We start from the raw sequence: 21,614 nt of genomic DNA on the forward strand, positions 1-21,614 counted from the left end.
ACGCGGTGGCCGGGCTCCTGGGGGATCCGTACGACGATCCGGCCCGACACCACCGTGGTACCGCGGGTGACCGCGGACGGGTCGCCCCCGGATTCGCGGATCACCGGCGCGGACTCTCCGGTGATCGCCGATTCGTCGACCGAGGCGATCCCCTCCACCACATCGCCGTCCCCGGGCACGACCTGCCCGGCTTCCACCACGACGTGATCGCCGCGGCGCAGTTCCGGTGCCGGAACCGGTTCTTCGACCGGCGTGGCGCCGGGTGCCCAGTCGCGCAGCCGGCGGGCGACGGTATCGGCCTTGGCCTTGCGCAAGGTATCGGCCTGGGCCTTACCGCGTCCTTCGGCCACGGCTTCCGCCAGGTTCGCGAAGACGACGGTGAGCCACAACCAGGCGACGATCGCCCAGGCGAAGAAGCTCGGGTCGGCCACGGCCAGCACAGTGGCCCAGACCGCGCCGATCTCGACGATGAGCAGCACCGGATTGCGCCACAGGGTGCGCGGGTCGAGTTTGCGCACGGCCTGCGGGAGCGCGGCAAGCAGCAGCCGCGGCTCGAGCAGGCCGCCGCGGACCCGGCTCTTCGTGGTGTGCGGCTCCGCCGGTACAGGGGTCGATTCGAGGGTGGGAGCGGACATCAGTGGAGTCCTTCGGCGAGCGGCCCGAGCGCCAGCGCGGGCAGGAAGGTGAGAGCGACCAGGATCACGGTGACACCGGCGACCAGGCCGACGAACTGCGGCCGATGAGTGGGCAGGGTTCCCACCGAGGCCGGGGCGGTGCCCTGTTTCGCCAGGGAACCGGCCAGGGCCAGCACCAGGATCATCGGCAGGAACCGGCCGAATACCATGGCCAGCCCGAGCGCGGTGTTGAACCATTCGGTGTTACCGGTGAGCCCGGCGAAGGCGGACCCGTTGTTGTTACCGGCCGAGGTGAACGCATACAGCACCTCCGAGAGGCCGTGCGGTCCGGAGTCCTGGATCGAGGCACGCTGTCCCGGCATGGCCATGGCCAGCGCGGTACCGCCCAGCACGATCACCGGCGTCACCAGGAAATAGGCGGCGGCCAGTTCGATCTCCCGGGGCGTGATCTTCTTCCCGAGGTATTCCGGGGTGCGCCCGACCATCAACCCGGCCACGAACACCGTGATCAGGGCCAGCACCAGCATCCCGTACAGGCCGGACCCGACCCCGCCGGGCGCCACCTCGCCGAGCTGCATATTGAACATCAGCATCATGCCGCCGAGGCTGGTGTAGGAATCGTGCATCGAATCCACCGCGCCGGTGGACGTGAGAGTGGTCGCGGCGGCGAAAGCCGCGGAATTCGCGACCCCGAAGCGCTGTTCGACACCTTCCATGGACGCGCCGACCGCGGCCGGCACGGTGCCGTGGTGCTGGAGCTGGAAGACGCTGACCAAGGCGACGCTGACCAACGCCAGCACGCTCATCACCGCGGCGATCGCGTACCCCTGCTTGGGGTTGCCCACCATGCGGCCGAAGGTGCGCGGTAGCGAGAAGGCGATCACCATCAGCAGGAAGATCTCCAGCCAGTTGGTCCACGCGGTGGGGTTCTCGAACGGGTGCGCGGAGTTCGCGTTGAACGGTCCGCCGCCGTTGGTGCCGAGATCCTTGATGGCCTCCTGACTGGCGACGAGCCCGCCGGGCAGGGTCTGTTGCGCGCCGCCGAGCGTGGTCGCGACCTGGTCGTTGAGCTGGAAGTTCTGGATCACCCCGCCGCCGATCAGCACGACCGCGGCCAGCGCGGAGATCGGCAGCAGAATCCGCAGCGTGCCGCGGACCAGATCGACCCAGAAGTTGCCGAGCGTGCCGGCGTGGGCGCGGGCCAGCCCGCGGACCACGGCCATGGCGACCGCCATCCCGACCGCGGCCGAAACGAAGTTCTGCACGGTGAGCCCGGCGGCCTGGGCCAATGGCCCGAGCGTCGACTCACCCGAATAGTTCTGCCAGTTCGTATTGGTGACGAAGCTGATCGCGGTGTTCCAGGCCAATGCCGCCGACATCGGGGTGGCCGTCGCGTCCGGGAACAGCGGCAGCCGGTGCTGCACGACGAGCAGGACGAACAGGAAGACCACGCTCACCGCCGAGAAGGCGAGGGCGCTGCGGGCGTATCCGCCCCAGGTCTGCTCACGGCCGGGATCGGCGCCGATCAGCCGGTAGATGCGGTGTTCCAACCGGGTATGCCGGGTGCCGGTGTAGACGCGGTACATGTAGTCCCCCAGCGGCACATGGACCACGGCCAGCGCCGCCACCAGGGTGCCGAGGAACAGCACACCCGCCACGGTGGTACTCACTCAGAACCTCTCGGGAAACAGCAGGGCGGCCACCAGCAACCCGGCGACCAGGACCACCAGGGCCAGGCCCACGGCATTGATGACGTTCACAGTCGTTCCACCATTCGCTGCACGAACCCGAGCACACCGAATACCGCGACCGTGACCAGCAGATAGGCCAGGATCGACACGTACGCCTCCATTCCGAAACCCGGGGCAGCGCGACACAACCGAACGGCTGCGGCTGCCCAACCGGGTCGAAACTACGAGTCGCCCACCCCGGCGCCCCGCCCGTTGACGACTCCTTTACGCCCTGCTTGCGCGCCTTGACGTCTTCCTTGCGCGCGCGGCCGGGGCAGTGTGCGGCCCGTCACCGGAACAGCTGGCCCGCGCGCCGAAGCGGCGGAATGCCCACGCACCTCGCGCAGCCCTGGATGCGATGCGCCGGCACTCGAGTTTCTCGGAGTTCTTGCGCTCAGGAGTGGGCGAAGTCGATGTCGAGCTGTGTCCGGCGAATCGGCGCGCGAACGCGGTCGAGAGCGCACGCTTGCGGGTAGGGCTGTACGCCCCCGATGACCAACCGGCCGGTACCGCTCCGGCCCCGCGCCCCGGAGGACCGTTCATGCACCCGTTCGCCTACACCCCCGCCGAACTGGCAGATGCGATCATTCTGGCCGTGCGCTGCGTGCTACACGTGTACTCCTCGGGTACGCCCTGCGTCCCGGGCTGAGCTCCCGTACCCGTCCGTCTCCGCGCACCCGGGCGGCGGGACCGGGCCGCCCTGCGGGCGATCACGCGTCGGTGCGGGCAGAAGCGAAGAGCCGGACCCGCGGTGACGCGGATCCGGCTCTCGGGAGCGCGGGCAGCGGTGCGCGCTACTCGGCGACCGCCGCGAACCCGGTGCGCAGATCGGCGAGGATATCGTCGATTCCCTCGATCCCCACGGCGAGCCGCACCAGCCCCGGCGTGACCCCGGAGCTCAGCTGCTCCTCGGGGGTGAGCTGGGAATGCGTGGTGGACGCGGGATGGATGACCAGTGAGCGGACGTCACCGATATTGGCGACATGGCTGTGCAGGGTGAGCGCATCGACGAACTTCTTGCCCGCGTCCACGCCACCGGCGAGTTCGAAGCCGACCACCGCGCCGGTGCCCTTCGGCGCGAGCTGCTTACCGCGTTCGTACCACGGGGAGGAGGGCAGGCCCGCATACGACACCGAGGTGACCTCCGGGCGCTCGGTCAGGAATTCGGCGACGGCCTGCGCGTTCTGTACATGCCGTTCCACCCGCAGGCTCAGCGTTTCCAGGCCCTGGCTGATGAGGAACGCGTTGAACGGGGCGATGGCGGCGCCGAGATCACGAAGCAACTGCACCCGCGCCTTGAGGGCGAAGGCCGGTGCGCCGAGATCGGCGAAAACGGCGCCGTGGTAGCTGGGGTCCGGTTCGGTGAAACCGGGGAACCGCGGACCGTCCTCCCCGCGGACCGTCCAATCGAACGTCCCGCCGTCGACGATCACGCCGGCGATCGCGGCACCGTGGCCGCCCAGATATTTGGTGGCCGAATGGACCACGATATCGGCGCCGTGCGCGAGCGGCTGGATCAGATACGGGGTCGCGACCGTGTTGTCGACGATGAGCGGGACGCCGGCGCTGTGAGCGGCCTCGGCCACCCCCGGGATATCGAAGATATGGTTCTGTGGATTCGACACCGTCTCGCCGTAGAACGCCTTCGTATTCGGCCGGACCGCGGCCTGCCACTGGTCCAGGTCGTCGGGATCTTCGACGAAGGAGACCTCGATACCCAGCTTGGGCAGGGTGTAGTGGAACAGGTTGTAGGTGCCGCCGTAGAGCCGCGGGCTGGAGACGATGTGATCCCCGGCGCCGGCCAGGTTCAGGATCGCCAGGGTTTCGGCGGCCTGCCCCGAGGAGAGCAGCAGCGCGGCGACCCCGCCTTCGAGCGCCGCGATCCGCTGTTCCACGGCGTCCTGGGTCGGATTCATGATCCGGGTGTAGATATTTCCCGGTTCGGCCAGTCCGAACAGCGCCGCGGCGTGCGCGGTATCCCGGAAGGTGTAGGACGTGGTCTGGTAGATCGGAAGCGCACGGGCGTTGGTGGTGCCGTCCGGTGTCTGCCCGACATGGACCTGTTTGGTCTCGAAGCTCCAGCCTGCGCTCGGGTCGGCCGGGGGCGTGGACTCGGTCATCGCGAAATACTCCTGAGGGTCGGGGGAACAGCCGATCGCGCCGGACAGCGCGCCGAAACCCTCTCGGGTACACGCGTGCCGGCCTGCCGCGGCCCGTGCACCGCTGCGGCCCGCCAAACCTATGCGTTCCGTGCCGCGCCGGCCACGGTTTTGCTCTTTCCGATTCCAACTGTGCCGGGCGGGCGCCGCGAGCACCAGGTGCCGGCGTTTCGCGTCCCTTTCCGGGCGGCGTCGGGAAATTGCCGCATAACTAAGACAAACAGTGAATTCTGTCTTACCGTTACGACATGACGGGTCAGACGTATCAGGATGAGGCGTACTTCGAGCTGCGTTCGGGGGAGACATGGCGCTCGCCGTGGGCGATGTACGCCGCACTACGCGAGCACGATCCGGTGCATCGGGTGGTGCCGGCGCAACACCCGGAGAACGACTACTGGGTGCTGACCCGGCACGAGCACGTGTACGCGGCGGCGCGCGATGTCGGCACCTTCTCCTCCAGTCAGGGGCTCACCGTCGAGTACGGCGAACTCGAGCAGATCGGTCTCACCGCCAACCCGCCGATGGTGATGCAGGATCCACCCGAGCACACCGAATTCCGCAAACTGGTGGCCCGCGGGTTCACGCCGCGGCAGGTCGAGGAGGTGGAACCGGTGGTGCGCCGGTTCGTGCGGGAGCGGCTGGACCGGCTGGCCGCCGCCGGCGGTGGCGATATCGTGCTCGACCTGTTCAAACCGCTGCCCACCATGGTGGTGGCCTACTACCTGGGCGTTCCGGAGGAGGACCGGCCGCTGTTCGACGGGTGGACCGATGCCGTCGTCGCGGCCAGTACCCAGCGCACCGAGGATGCGCAGGTGGCGTCGATGCAGATGCTGGGCTATTTCGCGGAACTGATCAAACGCCGGCGCACCGACCCCGGCGACGATACGGTGTCGCTGCTGGTGCAGGCGGGGATGGCGGCCGACGACACCGATGTGGACGGGCTGGTGCAGATCCTGGCCTACGCCTGGACCATGGTGTCGGGCGGTAACGACACCACCACCGGCCTCCTGGGCGGAGCCGTCCAACTGTTGCAGCAACACCCGGAGCAGCGGGCCGCGCTGGCCGCCGATCCGGGACGGATCCGGGTGGCGATCGAGGAATTCGCCCGGCTCACCTCACCTGTCCAGGGGCTGGCCCGCACCACGACGCACGATGTGGAACTCGCCGGCCGGACGATCCCGGCGGGCCGTAAAGTGCTGCTGGTGTACGGCTCGGCGAATCGCGACGAACAGGCCTTCGGTGCCGACGCGGCGGAACTGGACATCGACCGCAACCCGCAGCGCATCATGACCTTCGGCCACGGCCCGCACCACTGTCTCGGTGCCGCGGCCGCCCGCATGCAGGCCCGGGTCGCGCTGGAGGAACTGCTGGACCGCTTCCCTGAGTATCGCGTGGATATCGACGCCGTCACCTACGCGCCGGGCCCATACGTCCGGCGCCCCACCAGCGTGCCGTTCCGTTGCACGGCCTGAGCGCGCCCGGCCCGGAATCGGTAATGCCGCGTGACCCCGTAAGGCCCCGCCCGTGCCGGAAGACCGAGTGTGAGGGCGTCAGGGCCGGTAGTGGTAGCGCGGCCTCACCGGGTCGGACTCTTGCTCATGCCCGCTGTACCGCGCATGAGCGAGCCGGAGTCGGCAGTGCGGTACCCCCGCCCGCTGGCGGTGTGTGCACAGCTCGCCGGTCGCGCTCGTGCGTACGGGCAGTGCACGGCGATTCGAGCCGGGCGGTGGAAGTGGAGCGTGGTCTCGGATGAGCGGTGACTGGTTGGCGGGCGGGCGGACCGAGCTGGCGGCCGAGCGGATTCTGGACGCCGTGCGGACGCTGGTGATCGACCAGGGCGCCGGGACGGTCGGGATGGCCGAGATCGCCGCGGCCGCCGGGTGTTCCCGTGCCACGCTCTACCGGTACTTCGACAGCCGGCAATCACTATATGTGGCGTTCGCCGGCCGCGAGGCCACCCAGTTGATCGAACGGGTCTGGCGTGACCACCCGCTCGACGGCCCGGACCGCGCCGAACGCCTGCTGGACGGAATCGCTGCCACCCTGGCCGAGACCCGCAAGACCCCGCATCTGGCGGTCTGGTTCGAGCCGGCCAATGCGGGAATCGTGGCGCGGCTGGCGGATTCGTCGGCGGTGATCGACGCGCTGGTGACCGCGTTCGTCACCCGGTTCCGGCCGGAGTTGCCGCCCGCGGCGGCGCAGCGGCTCGGCCGGTGGGCGGTACGCGTCATGGTGTCGCTGCTGACCCTGCCGCCCGCGGACGAGGCCGAGGAACGGGCGATGCTACGCGATTTCCTGCTGCCGTTCCTGCTCGATGCGCGGCTGCCGATCGACTGAGACCCGCCCGCGCCTCGCCTGCCGCCGCGGCCCCGCCGGGGGCTCCGGTGGTTTGTCCACGGGCATACAGGCGGGTTCGGGACTGCGCCCGCGGTGGAACAGCGGTGTCGGGGGAGTGCGGTAGCTTGGCGGCATGAGCGCGCAATCCGGCCTCGATTTCCCGCTGCTGCTGGCCGACTTCCAGGGTGAGTTCCTCGCCTCCATTCCCGATGCCGATCCGGCGGCCGCGGTGCCGGCCTGCGGCGCCTGGACCGTCCGCGAACTCGTGGAGCATCTGGCCTTCGTACACCACTGGGCCGCGGCCAGCGCACGTGCCGAGAAGGCGGCCCGGCTGGGCGACGGCCCGTTCGACCTCGCCGATCACTACGCCACCTGCGCCACCGAACTCCGCGAAACCCTCGCCGAACTGGATCCCGCGGCGACCGCGCGTGTCCTGGCGTACCCGGAACCGATGGCCGAGGGGCCGGTATCGTTCTGGCACCGTCGGCAGGTCCACGAAACACTGGTACACGCCCACGATCTGCGGGCGGCCATCGCGGGCAAGGCCGCGCTCGGATTGCTACGCGCGGTGCCCGAGGTCTGGGCGGACGCCGTGGACGAGGTGGTGACCGTGTTCTATCCCCGGCAGGTGGGCACCGGTCGCATGGCTCCGCTGGCTACCCCGCTTGCGTTGGTTGCCACGGATCTCGACCCGGCACCCGGGTGGGTGCTCGGTGGCGTGGGCAGTGATATCGGCGAAGTGCCGCTGCGGGTTTCGGGTTCCGCCGAAGGTCTCGCCCTGCTGCTGTGGGGCCGGGTCACCCTCGACGAGGCGGGGCTGACCGTCGAAGGGAATCGAGCCGACGTCGACGCGGTGTTACAGGAGCCGATCGTTCCCTGACCCCCGGCCCCCGGCCCGGCCGGGCTCTGCACGTCTCGGGCACCGGAGAGTCGGTGGGCAGTCTCCAGTGCCGGGCGTCCGTCGGCAGCAACGCCACCCGGCTGCCGGCACGGGAGGAGCGGCCGGTCCGCGCGGAGCGGGCGGGGGTGCACCCGGTGGGTTCAGCGGTCGGTGGCGTGACGAGATGCGCGGTGTGCGGCGGCATCGACCCGCAGCTAGGCGAGTTCGGAGAGGCTGCGGGACCAGCGGTTCAGGCGTTCGGGGTCCACCGCGGTGGCGGCGGAACGGTCCGCGGCCAGGACCTCGTGCCCCAGACGGCGGATCCGCTGATGGCGGGTCCAGTGCGCGCGGGTCCATTCCGGTTCGTTGTGCGCGGCGTCGATCGCGCCGAGCGTCGAACCCATCAGCTCGAATTCCAGTTCCCGCCGGGTCTCGGCCGGGCGCTGCCGCGCGGGGAGACCCGGGGACCGCAGTATCCGCCCGACCACCTCGAGCACCCGCTGGTCGTTGCGCAACAGCACCCGCCGGTGCGCGCGGCGGTCGATCGACCACAACACCGCCAGCCCGATCACGACACCGATCACACTCTCGGTCAACCGGTCCCGCACCACCGGGAGGATATCGCCGTACTGTCCGCCACCGCCCATCAGCAACGCCAGCGGGGTGATGAAGACGACCGCCAGCCCGTAGTTGCGCGCGACGAATGTTTCGATCGCGAACTGCAGCGCCATCAGAATCAGCACCAGCACCCAGGCCCGCGGCTCGACGGCGTAGAGGCCGGTGAACAGCACCAGCCCCAACGCGGTACCACCGATGCGGTGCACCCCGCGGTAGGTGCCGCGCACCCGGTCCGGGCCTTGATGCAGCAGGACCGTGACGGTGAGCACCGCCCAGTCCGGACGCCCGAGATCCGCCGCGACCGTGAGCCCGCCGGCCAGCAGGGCGGCGATCGCGATCCGGTTCGCCGCGACCGCGGCGTGGCTGTCCGGGGACGCCGAACGGCGCAGCCGGTACCGCAGGGCAGGCCGGGGCGTCGGGGCGGGCCGGCCGGTATCGAACAGCAACTCGGATTCGTCGTCGCCGGTATCGCCGCGGTGCAGCGCCGCGGCGAACGATCGCTGGGCGGCGCCGAGTTCGGCGACCGAACTGTCGCCGGCGGGCCGCCGGGCGTCATCGAGCAGTGTCCAGGCCGTCTGCACCTTCATCGCGGTGGCGTAGTAGGCGTCGGTGCGGTCGCCGCCGGGGTCGAGGGCCACGAAATCGCGTACCGCGGTGACGGCGGCCGCCACCGCCCGCTGTTCCGGGGCGCTGTCGCGGGACAGGGCCGCCGACATCCCGACCAGCAGCGCGCTGATCCCGCCGATCGCCGTCCACAACGCCACCTCGTCCGGCGGCACTCCGTGACCGGTGATGAGCGCGCCGACCCCGGCGGCGAGAACGAAGAAGAATCCGCCCGGCGGCCCCAGGCGCAGCGCCGAATTGACGAAGGTGCCCGCCACCGCGACCACCGACATCAACGCGACCAGGATCAGCTGCCACCAGTGCGATCCGCCGCCGGCCGTCCGGCCCTCGATCAGTTCCCCGGCCAGGCCGCCCGCGAACGCCGATACCGCCAAGGCCAGTGCGGCCGCGCCGATCACCCGCCACCGGCGCCGGTAGACCTGGCCCTCCCCGAAGATCACCGCCAGCGCACCGGTGGCCGCCATCAGACCCTGCTGCTCATACCCCAGCGCCACCGCCGGCAGGGCGGGCGCCCCGAACGCGACCGCGGCACGGACGGCGCCCGGAAACCGGCGGCCCGCGGGCGGTAGACCGAACAACACCGACCGGGCCGGTGCGGGAGACGGTATCTGCGGGCCTTCCGGGGCAACCAATCCACCGCCTCCTAGCAGCTCATTCCTCGGTGACGAACCCGTTCGCGACCATCCAGTCCCGCGCGACCTCCGCCGGTTCGCGCCCCTCCACATCGACCTGCCGGTTCAGTTCCGTGATCGATTCGTTGGTGAGCAGCCGGGAAATGGGGGTCATGATCGCGGCGACCTCCGGGTGCGCCTCGGCGAATTCGGCACGCATCACCAGCGCAGCATTGTACTTCGGGAAGAAGGCGCGATCGTCCTCCAGCAGCACCAGGTCCAGGGCGGGGATCCGGCCGTCGGTGGCGGCCACCGAACCGAACGCGCACTGACCGGCGTCGGCGGTGGCCTGGAAGACGACGGCGTCCTGCACGATTCGTTTCTGCACCCGGCCCTCGTCGATACCGTAGGCGCGGGCCATACCGGGGAAACCGTCCTGGCGCACATTGAACTCGGTACCCACGCAGGTCGCCGCCGCGGCCGGATCGGTCGCGACGAGTTCGGCATAGCCGGACAGTGTTGTCACCCCGGTCTTCTCGGCGGTGCGCCGGGCCGTCGCCAGCGCATAGGTGTTGTTCATCGGCGCCATGGCCGCCCACACCATCGCGTGCTGCGCGCGATCGGCGTCGCGCACGGCGGCGAACTGGCCCTGTTCGTCGGGGACCGGTTTCTCGTTGCCCAGATAGTTCACCCAGCCGGTGCCGGTGTAGTCGTAGGCGATATCGATCTGACCGTTGAGCTGCGCGTCGCGCAAACTGTTCGACCCGTGGATATCGGTCAGATCGCGGACCTCGGCACCGGCCGCGACCAGCGCGAATTCGATGATGTACCCGAGGATGTACTGTTCGGTGAAATCCTTGGATCCCACGGTCACCGCCACGCCCTGCAATTCCGGCACCGGCCGGATACTGCCGGGACCCACCCGCAACGGCACCGCACTACCGGCCTGTAGACCGCAACCCGCGAGAAGAACCACCGCGGCGAGTATCAGCGGGTAGAGGATACGGCGTACGGACGCCGCCGCCTCCGGGCCTGACCCACTCATGCTGTGTTGCCGGGGCATGAGTGGGGGCCCTGCGTGGTGACGCTGCGCTGCCACCTCCGGGCCCGACCCACTCATGCCAGGCCCCGGGGGCCGAGGACGCGTTCGGCAACAGCGCCCAGCCAGTCCACCAGCAGCGCCAGCGCCGCGGCCAGGACCGCGCCGACGACCAGGGTGACGTTATCGCGCAGTTTGTAGCCGGTGTCGATGAGAATCCCCAGACCCCCGGCACTGACCAGGAACGACAGCGTCGCGGTGCCCACGGCCAGCACCAGCGAGGTGCGCAGACCGGCCAGGATGTAGGGCACGGCCAGCGGGAACTCGATCCGGCGCAGTACCGTCACCGTCGACATTCCCTGCCCGCGCCCGGCATCGATGAGCATCGGATCCACCTGCTGATAGCCGAGAATCGTATTGCGCAGCACCGGTAGCAGCGAATAGAACGCGATCGGTGCGACGCCGATCCAGAAGCCGGTTGTCCGGGTGACCAGGTAGAACAGCACGATCAGCCCGATCGCGGGGGCGGCGGCCCCGACGTTGGCGATACCGACGAACAACGGTGCGAGCCTGCGGTACCCGGGCCGGGTCAGCAAGGTCCCCAGGGGGACTGCGACGGCGACGACGAGTACCACGACCGTCGCCGTGATCAGCACGTGCTGCCAGGTGACAGCGGCGATATTGCTCGCGGTCAGGCTGGCCTGCTGGGTGACGGTGAGATCGCGCCGCAGCGCCCAGACCAGCACACCGACGGTGAGCAGTGCGACGAGGACCGGCTGGACGAACAGCCGGGCACCGTCGGCGCGCCGCGCCGCCGCGGGTTTGCCGGTCCGGGGAGCGTCCTGCGTGGCGGTCATGCGGACACTTCCGTCGCGGCCGGGTCACCGCCGTGTGCGGCGCGCAGCGCCGACAGGTGCGAAACCAGGGTGTCGATCGTGACCAGCCCGGCGTATTCGCCGCGCGATCCGGTGACGACCCCGGTGGCATTACGGTCGGTGAGCAGTGCCTCCAGACCGTCTTGCAGAGTCGAGGCCATGGCCAGGGTTTCACCCAGCGGGGTCCCGGTATCGCGGACCGACCTTGCGTGCGCGAGCTGCGCGGCCGAGATCCAGCGCAGCGGCCGGCGGCGGGTATCGAGCACCAGCCCCCATTCCCGCTCGGCGAGTGCGGCCCGAGCGGTTTCCACCGAATCGTCCTCCGTAACGGTGGGACAGTCGTCGAGGACGACGTCCCGGATCCGGGTCAGCGTCAGCTGTTTCAGGGAGGCGTCGCCGCCGACGAACCCGGCCACCGTCTCGTCGGCGGGGTCGGCGAGGATCGCGGCGGGGGTGTCGTACTGCAGAATGCGCGAGCGGTCGCCGAGGACGGCGATCCGGTCGCCGAGTTTGACCGCCTCGTTGAAATCGTGGGTGACGAATACGATGGTCTTGCCCAGTTCGGCCTGTAACCGCAGCAGTTCGTCCTGTAACAGGCCGCGGGTGATCGGGTCCACCGCGCCGAACGGCTCGTCCATCAGCAGGACGGGCGGGTCGGCCGCGAGCGCGCGGGCCACTCCGACCCGTTGCTGCTGGCCCCCGGACAACTGCCGCGGATAACGCCCGCGATAGGTGTCCGGATCCAGGCCCACCAGCTCCAGCATTTCGTCGGTGCGGGCAGCGATCCGCTTCCGGTCCCAGCCGATCAGGCCCGGCACGGTGGCGATATTCTTCGCGACCGTCATATGCGGGAACAGCCCGGCCTGCTGGATCGAATACCCGATACCGCGGCGCAGCCGGTCGGGGTCCATGGCGGCGGCATCGCGGCCGTCGATGGTGATGGTGCCGGAGGTGGGTTCGATGAGGCGGTTGATCATTCGCATCGTGGTGGTCTTCCCGCATCCGGACGGCCCCACCAGGACCACGATCTCGCCGGCCGGGATCGTCATCGACACCGTGTCGACCGCCGGCTGCCGCTGTCCCGGATAGCGTTTGGTGACCGCGTCGAGCACGATCTCGACCCCGGAGACCGCCGGATCGGCGGTGGTAGCGGAATCAGGCACGAATCCCCCTCGGAACGGTGAAACGGCCGACGAGCAGGAAGAACCCGTCGAGCAGCAGAGCGAGCAGAACGATCAGCACAGTGCCCGTCAGCGCCTGCGGTACCGCGTTCGGGCTGCCGAGCCGGGCCAGGCCGGAGAAGATCAGATTGCCCAGGCCGGGGCCTTTGGCGTAGGCGGCGAGGGCGAGGATGCCCATGATCAACTGTGTGCTGACCCGCATCCCGGTGAGAATCGACGGCCAGGCCAGCGGTAGTTCCACCGCGGCCAGAACGCGTAGCCGGTTCATCCCGACCCCGCGCGCGGCATCGACCACCGCCGGGTCGACGGCGGACAGGCCCACCAAGGTATTGCGCAGAATCGGCAGCAGCGCGTACAGCACCAGCGCGGTCACCGTCGGCACCACACCCAGCCCGAAGAGCGGGATGAGCAGGCCGAGCAACGCGAACGACGGCACGGTGAGGATGGTGCCGGCCGCGGCCGTGGCGGCGGCGGAACCGGCCGGGCTGCGGTAGACGAGCACCCCGATCAGTACCGCGACCACGGTGGCGATCAGCAGCGACTGCACCACCGCCGAAACGTGCAGATAGGAATCCACGACGAGCTGGTGGCGCCGCTCCACGACGAAGGTCCACAACGTATCCAGGGCGGGACCTCCAGTTGTCCGGTACGGCGAAGCTGTCGCGGCCGCACCGGGACCGGATTCCGGCGCGGCACAACGCCGGCGTGAGCGGGGGCGGGACGGCCGGCGCGTACCGCGCTCACCGAACCCTGGATAGGAGTGCCCGAGCCCAACCGGATCGAAACCCGGCCGAGACCCGCGCCACAGCGGCGACGGCGGTGGTCACCGCGTCGCGGGAAGACGGCGGCTCAGCGGCCGTCGTTGTCCGGGGATTCGGGAGTGTCCGGGCGCCGCCCGGTGAACCGCCGGTAGCCGACGACCGCGGCGACCAGGATCGCGATCCCGACGATCACGAGAAGTTCCATACCGGGCGCGTACCCGCCGCCGGGCCGCCGAATCAGGATCCGCCGGCCACCACCCGGACCTGCTTCAATTCCGGGTCCGAGGCGTCGGGAATGTTCATTCCGCGGTCGTGCCCGGTGCGCACGTATTCCAGCACGCCCCGGCCGAGGCGTTCGCCGGGCACCACGACCGGAATCCCCGGCGGGTAGGGCGTGAGTTGTTCGGCCGCGATCCGGCCTGCCGCGGCGTCCAGGGGCACCATCTCGGTGGGCCCGAAGAAGGCGTCGCGGGGCAGCATCGCCGTTTCCAGCAGCAGTTCGTCCGGCCCGGGTACCCGGATCTCGCGCGGAGTGTCGCTGGGCCGGGCCTGCGCCCGCCACGTCCGCATCGCCGAGACGAGGGTGCTCACCGTCGCCGCGTCGTCGGCCAGCGACAGGGTCGCCAGCAGGCGGCGGTGATCGCTGAGACCGAGATCGATCCGGCAGTTGTCGCGCAACCACGCGTCGGCCTCGTACCCACTGACACCCGTCTCCGAGACATCCATCAGCACCTGCAGGCGATCGAGATCGTGCGAGGCCTCCACACCGAGCAGTTCGTCCTCCATGACCCGGATACCCGGTATCCGGTCGAGTTCGGTGCGGGCGCGGCGGGCCGTATCGAGCGCGCGATCGAAGATCTCCCGGCCGTGCTGCACCATCTGCCGGCGCCAGCCGTCCAGCGCGGTGTAGACGAGCACGTTCGGGCTGGTCGTCATCAGCAGGTCGGCGCAGTGCCGCAGACGTACCGGGTCGACGAGATCACCTTGCAGATGGAACACCGAGCCCTGCTCGAAACCGGCACCCATCTTGTGCACGCTCACCACACAGACATCCGCGCCGACATCCATCGCCCAGGTGGGCAGGCCGGGATGGAACGGCAGATGCGCACCCCACGCCTCGTCCACGATCAGCGGTTTCCCGCGTTCGTGGCAGACCTTCGCGATACCTTCGATATCGGCGCAGGTGCCGTACGGGCTGGGGCTCACGATCAGCGCGCCCGCCGCGTCCGGGTACTTGTCCCAGGCGGCCCGCACCTGCTCGGGTGACGGGGGATGGGTGAAATGACGTTCGGTATCCCAGCGCGGCGTGATCCAGCGCGGTAGCACGCCGGAGAAGATCAGGCCCGCCACGATCGATTTGTGACAGTCGCGCGCGACGAGCAAACCGCCGTCGCAGCCCCCGGCGACCGCCATCATCGCGGCCTTGACCGAGAGTGAGCTCCCGCAGGTGGAGAAGAACGCCTGGTCTGCTCCCACCGCGGCGGCCATGAGTTCCTCGGCGTGCGCCAGATACCCACCCTGCGACAAGCGGTCGTCGAGCCCCGGCGAAGCCAGCACATCGGCGGCGAACGCATCGCGCCCGATCACCTTGAGGACGCGTTCGTCCGCCCCGCGACCTTGCCGATGGCCGGGCGGGGTGAACCCGTAGCGGCCCAGGCGCTGATAGTCGGCCAGCGCTTCCAGCAGTGGGGCCCGGGACTGATCGAGCTTTTCCCGGGCACCCTGCTCAGTGCCCACGCGGCTCCCGCAACGTCGCCCCTTCCCCCACTTTCACCCGGCGATGCTCGAGAATCACCAGGCCGATACCGGTCACCAGGCATACCCCGGCGCAGATTCCCCCCACGATGGCCCAGCCCTCGAAGCCGTAGCCGGCGGCGGTCAGGGTCAGGGCGACCAGCACGAGGCCGAGGGCTGTCAAGATGATGCCGGGCCAGTTCCGGGCGTCTTCGATCGATTCCCCCGCATGCGAACGCGTGGTCCGCTCGGTATCGGGGAAACGGTGCTCGTGCGGATCGCCGCTGGGCTGCGGCTCGTGTCCGGCGACCATGGTCATGTCCTTTCCTGTCGCGCTTCCGACCAGGGACTTCGGCCCGGATACCCGCTGACCGGCGGTTGAACCACCCGGCCGACCGTGCCGCCCGCCACCTCAGGCGGGGTTCGGGCCGGGCGGGGCGGGATGCGCGGGATCCGGTACGGGCGGCCGGTCCGGTGCCGGTCCGGGTGGTCGGCCTGGATCTGGTGGGAGGGGTGGCCGGCCTGGGTCCGGTGGGAGGGGTGGCCGGCCTGGGTCCGGTGGGAGGGGTGGCCGGCCTGGGTCCGGTGGGAGGGGCGGCCGGCCTGGATCTGGTGGGAGGGGCGGGCGACCGGGGTCCGGCGGTGCCGGTGTCGGACCCGGGTCCGGTGGAAGGGGCGGATGACCCGGGCCGGGTGGACGGTTTGGGTCCGGTGGCGGCGGGTCGGGATCGGGCACGGGAGACGGCCGGCGCCCCGGATCCGGCGGGGGAGCCGGGGGTATGGGAAGTGGCCCCGGGTCGGGATCCGGCCCGGGGACCGGCGGCTGCGGATCGATGTCACGCATGCTCGTCCTCTTCTCTGAATCCTGCCGCACCGGTGCTCGTCTTCTCGAATCGAATCCTGCCGCACCGGTTCGGTACGGCGGTGACCATCGGATTGCGGACCCGCCGCAGCGCTACCGGCCGCACTGCGCCCCGCCCGGACGTTCGGTGCGCACCGGGCGGGGCCGCGGGGTGCCGGGTCGGCCGGGGTCAGCTCAGGCGCTGGGCGAGCAGGGCCTTGGCCTGTTCGGCGCCCTTCTGGCTCTCGTGCTGGGCGCGTTTGAAGAATTCGGCGACTTCGGTATCGCCCGCGCGTTCGGCGTCGCGGCTGTAGACCTCCATACGCAGCGCGTTGCTGAGGCATGCCTCGGTGAACCAGATGAGGTTGTAGTCCTTGTCCTTGGTTCCGGTGAACTGGCCGGTTTCTTGCTGGATGCTCATTGCGGCCTCCTGTTCGATGGTGCGCGCCCGATACGGGCGCCGCGGGTGCCGACGGTGTTCGTACCGTCACCGGCGCGCTACCCGGCCGCGTGATCGGTAAACCGGATGGCGCGCTCGATCGATAGGGGCCGGCCGCCGGTTACTTCCGGCGGCGGGCGGTCGCGCGGCGATTGGATTTCTCGATCGCCGAGACCAGTTCGTCCTTGGTCATCTTCCAGCGACCGGTGATGTCGAGCCGGCCCGCGACGTCGATCAGATGCTGTTTCGAGGCGTTCGCGTCGACGCCCTCGGCCGTGGCACCCTTGGGGTTCGGCCCGCCGCTCGCGGCGCGTTCGTCCGACGGGCCCCGCTTCTTCTTGGGCTCCCAGTGGTCGCCGATCTTCTCGTAGCTGTGTTTGAGCGCCTCATAGGCCACCCGATGCGCGCGCTGTTCGCTTCCGTAGGTCTGCATCGCCGAATCGTGCGCTTTGGCGAAGGTGCGTTGCGCTTTCTCGTCCGAACGCTGCAGGGTGCTCGGCAATTCGGATTTCCGGGCAGTACCGCGGCTGGTCGTCTTCGGCATCGCAGAGCTCCTTCCTGGTAGTGGCTTCCGTCCGGCCGGTATTCGCCGTCCGGCGCGAACAGCACGGCGGCTACCCGTTCGCGCGGAGATGAATCAGGGCTCGGGGCGGCGGAAGGCCGTCCGTCGTGGTCGCTGGCTATGCTGCGCAGACAGCCCACGCGCGAACGGACCGGAAGGCCTGTATGCCACGAATCGCCACCGCCACCACCGTCGACCGCGCCGCCCTGCTGGAATTCCTGCGCACCCGCCATCACGGCGTACTGGTCACCACGCGAACCGACGGCTCACCACAGATGTCCCCGGTGACCTGTGGTCTGGATCCACAGGGCCATATCGTCGTGTCCACCTATCCCGGCCGTGCCAAGACCCGCAATATCCGCCGCGACCCCCGGGTGTCGATCTGCGTGCTCTCCGATGAGTTCGACGATGCCTACGTCCAGGTCGACGGGCGCGGCGAGGTGATCGATATGCCCGATGCCGTCGACGGCCTGGTCGATTACTACCGGGGGATCGCCGGGGAGCACCCCGACTGGGACGAATACCGGGAAGCCATGGCGAGGCAGAACAAATCGCTGATCCGGATCACCATCGAACGCTGGGGCCCGATCGCCACCGGCGGTTTCCCACCGGACCACGCCCCGGCCGGCTGACCGACGAGCCGGGGCTGCCCGTCGACCCGGGATGGTGTCCGATGCCCGCATCCCGGGGCGGCCGGACACCCGCACCCGGGCCCGGAATTTCCGGCACGCGGTTCGAATCCCCGCGGAGATTCCGTGCGCGACCGCTCGTTCGCCTGGCCGCGGCCGGGCCCGGCACGCTGGTGCAGGCACTCATCCGTTTCGCCGGTGTGGCCGAAGGCGATTGTGCGTTCCTCGCCGTCCCGGCACCGTCCGAGGCGGCGGGACCACGTGGGTTAGCGGGACGGCTCGCGGAATTCAGGAGGTCTGGGCTCCGATCCGCCGGCCCGCCGCGTGCATGGCGGCGGCGTCCGAGGCGACGATGACCTCGGCGAACCGTGACCGGTAATCGCCGAGGTCCGCCCCCACCGACCCCACCACCGCGTACACCGGCGTGCTGCCCGACCGGGCGAGAATCGCGGAGATGATCTTCCCGGCCCGGGTCTGCCCGTCGAGCCGTCCCTCACCGACCACCACGGCCTTCGCCTGCGCGGCAAGCGCATCGAATCCGGCCGCGTCCAGCACATACTCCGCGCCTGACCGCAATTCGGCGCCGTACTGCGCCCACATCCCGCCGGAGAATCCGCCGGCCGCCCCGGTGGCGTCCACCCCGGAGGGGTCGCGCGGCAGTCGGCGCGCGGTATCGGCGAGCCGCCGGGTCAGCTTCTCGACCGTGGCCGGGTCCGCGCCCTTCTGTGGCCCGAAAACGCGTGCCGCGTCGACGTAACGCGTAGTGACATCGGTGAGTACGGTGATCGACGCATCGCCCAGCCCGCCCCCGTCCTCGATGGCGGCAATCGCGCCGGTACCACCGTCGGTGGTGGCCGAACCCCCGGCCGCCACCACGATCCGCCGCGCCCCGCGCCGCGCGGCGGCGGCGATGAGCATGCCGGTGCCGTAGGTGTCGGCGGTGACCGGATCGCGCGGACCGTCGTGCGGTGTCGTGATTCCGCTGGCCGCGGCGATCTCGACCACCGCGACACCGTCGTCCGACAGCCCGAATGTCGCGGAACAGGGCACGCCCCACGGATTGCGCGCCGTGATGGTCACCGGGTGCAGGCCGAGCGGTGCACGCAGGACGTCCAGGGTTCCCTCGCCGCCGTCGGCGACGGGGAGCCGGAGCGCCCGCTCGCCGGCTTCCTCGACACCCTTGCCGATGGCCTCGGCGACCTCCACCGCGGTGAAGGTGCCTTTGAAACTGTCCGGAGCGATGAGCACTGTCACGGCAGTGGTCCTTCGTCGATCGGCCCGCGGTTCCCTGATACACCCATGGCGGCGACTCTAACGACCGGCAGGTACCGGATCGCAGTCGGACCGGCTGTTGGCCGCTGTCTCTTCCGCGTCGTTCCGCGCCCGAATCGTCTCGTGCTGTCCACCGGTCTGGATCGTCCGCATCCGCGGCCACTTGCCGCGCTCGCCGGAATCGAAAGGGTACCGACCGTTTCGTAGGAAAGTAATTCTGGCAAATCAGCGGCCGGTTCCGCTGCCCGATCGGTATGGATACCGCCTGCTGGGCCGGTATTTCGCAGAACCGCAGGTGATAGGCCTAGACCAATCCTCGTGATGATTCGGCATGAGTGAGAACTCCGGCTGTGGCACAATACAATTCGTGTCAGGGCGGGTCGGCGGCAACTCTACGGCAACGGTTTTGTTGTCGGAAGTGGAGGTCGCAAGTTTCGGTTCGGCGGGAACTGTCTGCCGGGTGGCCGTGGCTCCCTCCCGTCTCCCCTGGATGAAAACGACCGGTGTTCCGCGGCTATCGCCGCTGCGTGCCGGGGTGACCACCTCCGCCGGCCGGGTGGCGGAACGAAGCCACGTGAAGGTGTGTGGTGTATTGACCTCTTGACAGGTGATCGTCCGGCTTCCCCCTCCTCATCCTTTCCGGTGGTGCGCACAAAGACGTGTCGTGACCATCGGTCGCGGCGGTGGCGAAGCCGGCAGCGGTGACCCGTATGCCCAGCGGTGGACCGGTGGGATCGGAAGTGAGTAGGAGACGAAAATGGAACGCACATCGCTTGCCGAACTGATTCGGCACGGTAGCCCCGAGATTCATCAGCAGCTCCAGGAGATCCTGAGCAATCCGGACTTCGCCGTCACGGAACAGCAGAGCCAGGAGCAACGGCGCGCCAATGCCTACGACCAGCTGAAGTACCTGGTCGGCAAGTTCGGCAGCACCAGCGCCACCGCAACCGATCTGCCCGCCCTGTTCGCCGTGTTCGACTGGTCCGCGGTGCTGGCGACGGACCTGGTCCCGCTGATCTCCGGTCACTACAATCTGGTGTCGGGCAGCCTGTCCACGCTCACCGATTCCGATACCGCCGCACCGTATCTCCAAGACCTGGACAACGGTTCGAGCATCGGTGTCATCCTGCTCACCGAGTACGGGTGCGGGTCGAATATCCAGTTCATGCAGACCACCGCGACCTGGGACGGCGACGGGTTCGTAATCAACACCCCGAATCCGCGGGCACGGAAATTCATGCCCTCGGTGGGTATTCCGGTGTCCCGGGTCTGTATCGTCGCGGCCCGGTATGTCGACGGGGCGGGCGTCGACCAGGGTGTGCACCTGTTCACCGCGCGACTACGCGACGCCGACGGCAATCCGGCCCCCGGTGTGACGATCACCCAGCTCGACCACCAGCCGCTGGTCGTCATGGACAACGCGATCATCAGCTTCGACAACCTCCGGGTCGACCGCGACGCCTGGCTGAGCAATGGCCTGGCCACGATCGACGACAGCGGCGTGCTCACCTGGCGTGACGAGGAAAGCCGGCGGCGGGCGTTCCCGTCCGCGATCAGCCAGCTGACCGTCGGCCGGATGGCACTCGCCTCCTGCCTCAACGCCTCGGCCCGCGCCGCGCTCTACATCGCCTTGAACTACGCCACCAAGCGAGTGGTGCCGATGACGGCCGTCGACCATCCGCTCATGGTCGATATTCCCCACGTCCGCGACACCTTGCTCACCGACCTGGCGGGCACCGTGGCCCGGACGATCTACGGTAACGACGTCAAGACCATGCTCGCGGGCAGCGATCTGACCGACCGCGATACCGTCGTGACGGCGATGCTGGCCAAGTACTTCATCCAGCTGCACGCGCTGGACACGGTTACGCACTGCCGTATCAAGATGGGCGCGCAGGGCATGTTCAGCGCCAACCGGATCGCGAACTACCTCGGCGTCTGTCACGCGGCCATCACCGGTGAGGGCGATTGCGCCGTTCTCGGCTCCGTGGCCGGGCGTGCGCTGGCCAAACAGTTGCTCGCCACCCCACCGGCCGCGCCGGTTCTGCACGACCCCGCCGACGCCGGGGATCGCGCGCGCCTGTTCGGCGCTCGCACCGCGACGATCGCGCACGAAGCACGGCCGCATCTGGAGACTCCGGGGCTCGAGGACCGGCTGGCGGTGATCCCGCACGCTCTCGACCTCGCCGACGCCCACTGTGCCGAAGCGGCCCTGCGCTTGCTCGACCAGCATGCCGAGCTGCCCGAAATCGCGGCTGTACGTGATGTTTTCGCGCTGCACTATCTCGATCAGCACGCCACGTGGTATCTCACTCACGGTCTGCTCGATATCGCGGGCGTCGAGAAGACGAAGGAGGGGCTGCGCACGGCCATCGACGATCTGGCTGCCAACCTGCCCGCGTTGCTGGATGCTTTCGGCTTCGACGACGAGATCCTCGACGCCCCGGTGCTGTCGGACGATCTGCCCGGGGCGTGGAATGCCCGCTGCAACGAGCCGAGCCGTCGCTGACGGAAGCCGGAGGGCGCGGCCGGCCACCGGATAGGTGAACCCGCCGGCGCTCTTCCTCGCAATCGGCGCGGGGGGGGGGGGGGGGGGGGGGGGGGGGGGGGGGGGGGGCGGGGGGGGGGGGGGGGGGGGGGGGGGGGGCGGGGGGGGGGGGGGGGGGGGGGGGGGGGGGGGGGGGGGG

General features: G+C 69.6%; 19 protein-coding genes and 1 pseudogene. 5 read left to right on the forward strand and 15 right to left on the reverse strand.

Annotated features, from left to right (window positions below; all coding sequences use genetic code 11):
- The 5 genes and pseudogenes from QH276_RS00670 to QH276_RS00690 form a co-directional block, all read right to left on the reverse strand.
- Positions 1–635, reverse strand: a pseudogene (locus QH276_RS00670) (potassium-transporting ATPase subunit B); the annotation flags it as partial.
- The gene (kdpA, locus tag QH276_RS00675; protein ID WP_280399618.1) at positions 635–2,305 is read right to left on the reverse strand and encodes a potassium-transporting ATPase subunit KdpA; all 1,671 of its coding nucleotides are present in this window, start codon (positions 2,303–2,305) and stop codon (positions 635–637) included. The pseudogene QH276_RS00670 and the gene kdpA, both read right to left, overlap by 1 nt.
- On the reverse strand, positions 2,306–2,395 hold the full coding sequence (locus tag QH276_RS00680) for a potassium-transporting ATPase subunit F (protein ID WP_280399619.1): 90 nt from the start codon (positions 2,393–2,395) through the stop codon (positions 2,306–2,308).
- Positions 2,392–2,487, reverse strand: coding sequence for a potassium-transporting ATPase (locus QH276_RS00685; RefSeq protein WP_280399620.1), 96 nt, complete (start codon positions 2,485–2,487; stop codon positions 2,392–2,394). Before QH276_RS00685 ends, QH276_RS00680 begins: the two co-directional genes overlap by 4 nt.
- 672 nt (positions 2,488–3,159) lie before the next feature.
- Positions 3,160–4,485, reverse strand: coding sequence for a bifunctional o-acetylhomoserine/o-acetylserine sulfhydrylase (locus tag QH276_RS00690; protein ID WP_280399621.1), 1,326 nt, complete (start codon positions 4,483–4,485; stop codon positions 3,160–3,162).
- Positions 4,486–4,772: 287 nt separating this feature from the next.
- Here QH276_RS00690 and QH276_RS00695 point away from each other — a divergent pair, with 287 nt between their 5' ends.
- The 3 genes from QH276_RS00695 to QH276_RS00705 all read left to right on the forward strand — a co-directional run bounded on the left by QH276_RS00695 (position 4,773) and on the right by QH276_RS00705 (position 7,741).
- Entirely contained in the window at positions 4,773–5,996 is a 1,224-nt protein-coding gene (locus QH276_RS00695) for a cytochrome P450 (RefSeq protein WP_280399622.1), read from the forward strand.
- Between the two features lie 277 nt (positions 5,997–6,273).
- The gene (locus QH276_RS00700) at positions 6,274–6,861 is read left to right on the forward strand and encodes a TetR/AcrR family transcriptional regulator (protein ID WP_280399623.1); all 588 of its coding nucleotides are present in this window, start codon (positions 6,274–6,276) and stop codon (positions 6,859–6,861) included.
- A gap of 133 nt (positions 6,862–6,994) precedes the next feature.
- Complete coding sequence (locus tag QH276_RS00705; RefSeq protein WP_280399624.1) at positions 6,995–7,741, forward strand: maleylpyruvate isomerase N-terminal domain-containing protein; 747 nt, start codon at positions 6,995–6,997, stop codon at positions 7,739–7,741.
- 215 nt (positions 7,742–7,956) lie between these two features.
- Here the strand turns inward: QH276_RS00705 and QH276_RS00710 are convergent, their stop codons facing one another.
- The 9 genes from QH276_RS00710 to QH276_RS00750 all read right to left on the reverse strand — a co-directional run bounded on the left by QH276_RS00710 (position 7,957) and on the right by QH276_RS00750 (position 17,008).
- Positions 7,957–9,615 carry an FUSC family protein gene (locus QH276_RS00710; protein ID WP_280406552.1) on the reverse strand — a complete coding sequence of 553 codons (1,659 nt, stop codon included), beginning with the start codon at positions 9,613–9,615 and terminating at the stop codon, positions 7,957–7,959.
- A 19-nt stretch (positions 9,616–9,634) separates the two neighbouring features.
- On the reverse strand, positions 9,635–10,639 hold the full coding sequence (locus QH276_RS00715) for a glycine betaine ABC transporter substrate-binding protein (RefSeq protein WP_280400056.1): 1,005 nt from the start codon (positions 10,637–10,639) through the stop codon (positions 9,635–9,637).
- A gap of 71 nt (positions 10,640–10,710) precedes the next feature.
- Positions 10,711–11,490, reverse strand: coding sequence for an ABC transporter permease (locus tag QH276_RS00720; protein ID WP_280400057.1), 780 nt, complete (start codon positions 11,488–11,490; stop codon positions 10,711–10,713).
- On the reverse strand, positions 11,487–12,671 hold the full coding sequence (locus tag QH276_RS00725; protein WP_280400058.1) for an ABC transporter ATP-binding protein: 1,185 nt from the start codon (positions 12,669–12,671) through the stop codon (positions 11,487–11,489). The genes QH276_RS00720 and QH276_RS00725 overlap by 4 nt, the downstream gene beginning before the upstream one ends.
- Complete coding sequence (locus tag QH276_RS00730; RefSeq protein WP_280400070.1) at positions 12,664–13,314, reverse strand: ABC transporter permease; 651 nt, start codon at positions 13,312–13,314, stop codon at positions 12,664–12,666. The genes QH276_RS00725 and QH276_RS00730 overlap by 8 nt, the downstream gene beginning before the upstream one ends.
- Before the next feature lie 373 nt (positions 13,315–13,687).
- Positions 13,688–15,187, reverse strand: coding sequence for an aminotransferase class I/II-fold pyridoxal phosphate-dependent enzyme (locus QH276_RS00735; RefSeq protein WP_280400059.1), 1,500 nt, complete (start codon positions 15,185–15,187; stop codon positions 13,688–13,690).
- Positions 15,177–15,497 carry a hypothetical protein gene (locus tag QH276_RS00740; RefSeq protein WP_432278670.1) on the reverse strand — a complete coding sequence of 107 codons (321 nt, stop codon included), beginning with the start codon at positions 15,495–15,497 and terminating at the stop codon, positions 15,177–15,179. The genes QH276_RS00735 and QH276_RS00740 overlap by 11 nt, the downstream gene beginning before the upstream one ends.
- A gap of 718 nt (positions 15,498–16,215) precedes the next feature.
- On the reverse strand, positions 16,216–16,446 hold the full coding sequence (locus QH276_RS00745) for a hypothetical protein (protein ID WP_280400061.1): 231 nt from the start codon (positions 16,444–16,446) through the stop codon (positions 16,216–16,218).
- Positions 16,447–16,585: 139 nt separating this feature from the next.
- A complete protein-coding gene (locus QH276_RS00750; RefSeq protein ID WP_280400062.1) occupies positions 16,586–17,008 on the reverse strand; it encodes a ChaB family protein in 423 nt (140 codons plus the stop codon).
- Positions 17,009–17,190: 182 nt separating this feature from the next.
- Between QH276_RS00750 and QH276_RS00755 the strand changes: the two genes are divergently transcribed.
- Positions 17,191–17,658, forward strand: coding sequence for a PPOX class F420-dependent oxidoreductase (locus QH276_RS00755; protein WP_280400063.1), 468 nt, complete (start codon positions 17,191–17,193; stop codon positions 17,656–17,658).
- Between the two features lie 285 nt (positions 17,659–17,943).
- Here QH276_RS00755 and QH276_RS00760 read toward each other — a convergent pair whose 3' ends face one another.
- Complete coding sequence (locus QH276_RS00760) at positions 17,944–18,909, reverse strand: glycerate kinase (protein ID WP_280400064.1); 966 nt, start codon at positions 18,907–18,909, stop codon at positions 17,944–17,946.
- Between the two features lie 775 nt (positions 18,910–19,684).
- On the opposite strand from QH276_RS00760, the gene QH276_RS00765 reads away from it, so the two are divergent.
- Entirely contained in the window at positions 19,685–21,436 is a 1,752-nt protein-coding gene (locus QH276_RS00765; RefSeq protein WP_280400065.1) for an acyl-CoA dehydrogenase, read from the forward strand.
- The last annotated feature ends 178 nt before the right edge of the window (positions 21,437–21,614 follow it).

Source organism: Nocardia carnea (assembly GCF_029869215.1).
Lineage (GTDB): Bacteria > Actinomycetota > Actinomycetes > Mycobacteriales > Mycobacteriaceae > Nocardia > Nocardia carnea_B.

Excerpts from the sequence above, each read along its gene's own strand:
- QH276_RS00685 (WP_280399620.1), bottom strand. The coding sequence starts at position 2,487 with ATGGAGGCGTACGTGTCGATCCTGGCCTATCTGCTGGTCACGGTCGCG.
- QH276_RS00690 (WP_280399621.1), bottom strand. The coding sequence starts at position 4,485 with ATGACCGAGTCCACGCCCCCGGCCGACCCGAGCGCAGGCTGGAGCTTC.
- QH276_RS00695 (WP_280399622.1), top strand. The coding sequence starts at position 4,773 with ATGACGGGTCAGACGTATCAGGATGAGGCGTACTTCGAGCTGCGTTCG.
- QH276_RS00700 (WP_280399623.1), top strand. The coding sequence starts at position 6,274 with ATGAGCGGTGACTGGTTGGCGGGCGGGCGGACCGAGCTGGCGGCCGAG.
- QH276_RS00705 (WP_280399624.1), top strand. The coding sequence starts at position 6,995 with ATGAGCGCGCAATCCGGCCTCGATTTCCCGCTGCTGCTGGCCGACTTC.
- QH276_RS00715 (WP_280400056.1), bottom strand. The coding sequence starts at position 10,639 with ATGAGTGGGTCAGGCCCGGAGGCGGCGGCGTCCGTACGCCGTATCCTC.
- QH276_RS00720 (WP_280400057.1), bottom strand. The coding sequence starts at position 11,490 with ATGACCGCCACGCAGGACGCTCCCCGGACCGGCAAACCCGCGGCGGCG.
- QH276_RS00740 (WP_432278670.1), bottom strand. The coding sequence starts at position 15,497 with ATGGTCGCCGGACACGAGCCGCAGCCCAGCGGCGATCCGCACGAGCAC.
- QH276_RS00745 (WP_280400061.1), bottom strand. The coding sequence starts at position 16,446 with ATGAGCATCCAGCAAGAAACCGGCCAGTTCACCGGAACCAAGGACAAG.
- QH276_RS00750 (WP_280400062.1), bottom strand. The coding sequence starts at position 17,008 with ATGCCGAAGACGACCAGCCGCGGTACTGCCCGGAAATCCGAATTGCCG.
- QH276_RS00755 (WP_280400063.1), top strand. The coding sequence starts at position 17,191 with ATGCCACGAATCGCCACCGCCACCACCGTCGACCGCGCCGCCCTGCTG.
- QH276_RS00765 (WP_280400065.1), top strand. The coding sequence starts at position 19,685 with ATGGAACGCACATCGCTTGCCGAACTGATTCGGCACGGTAGCCCCGAG.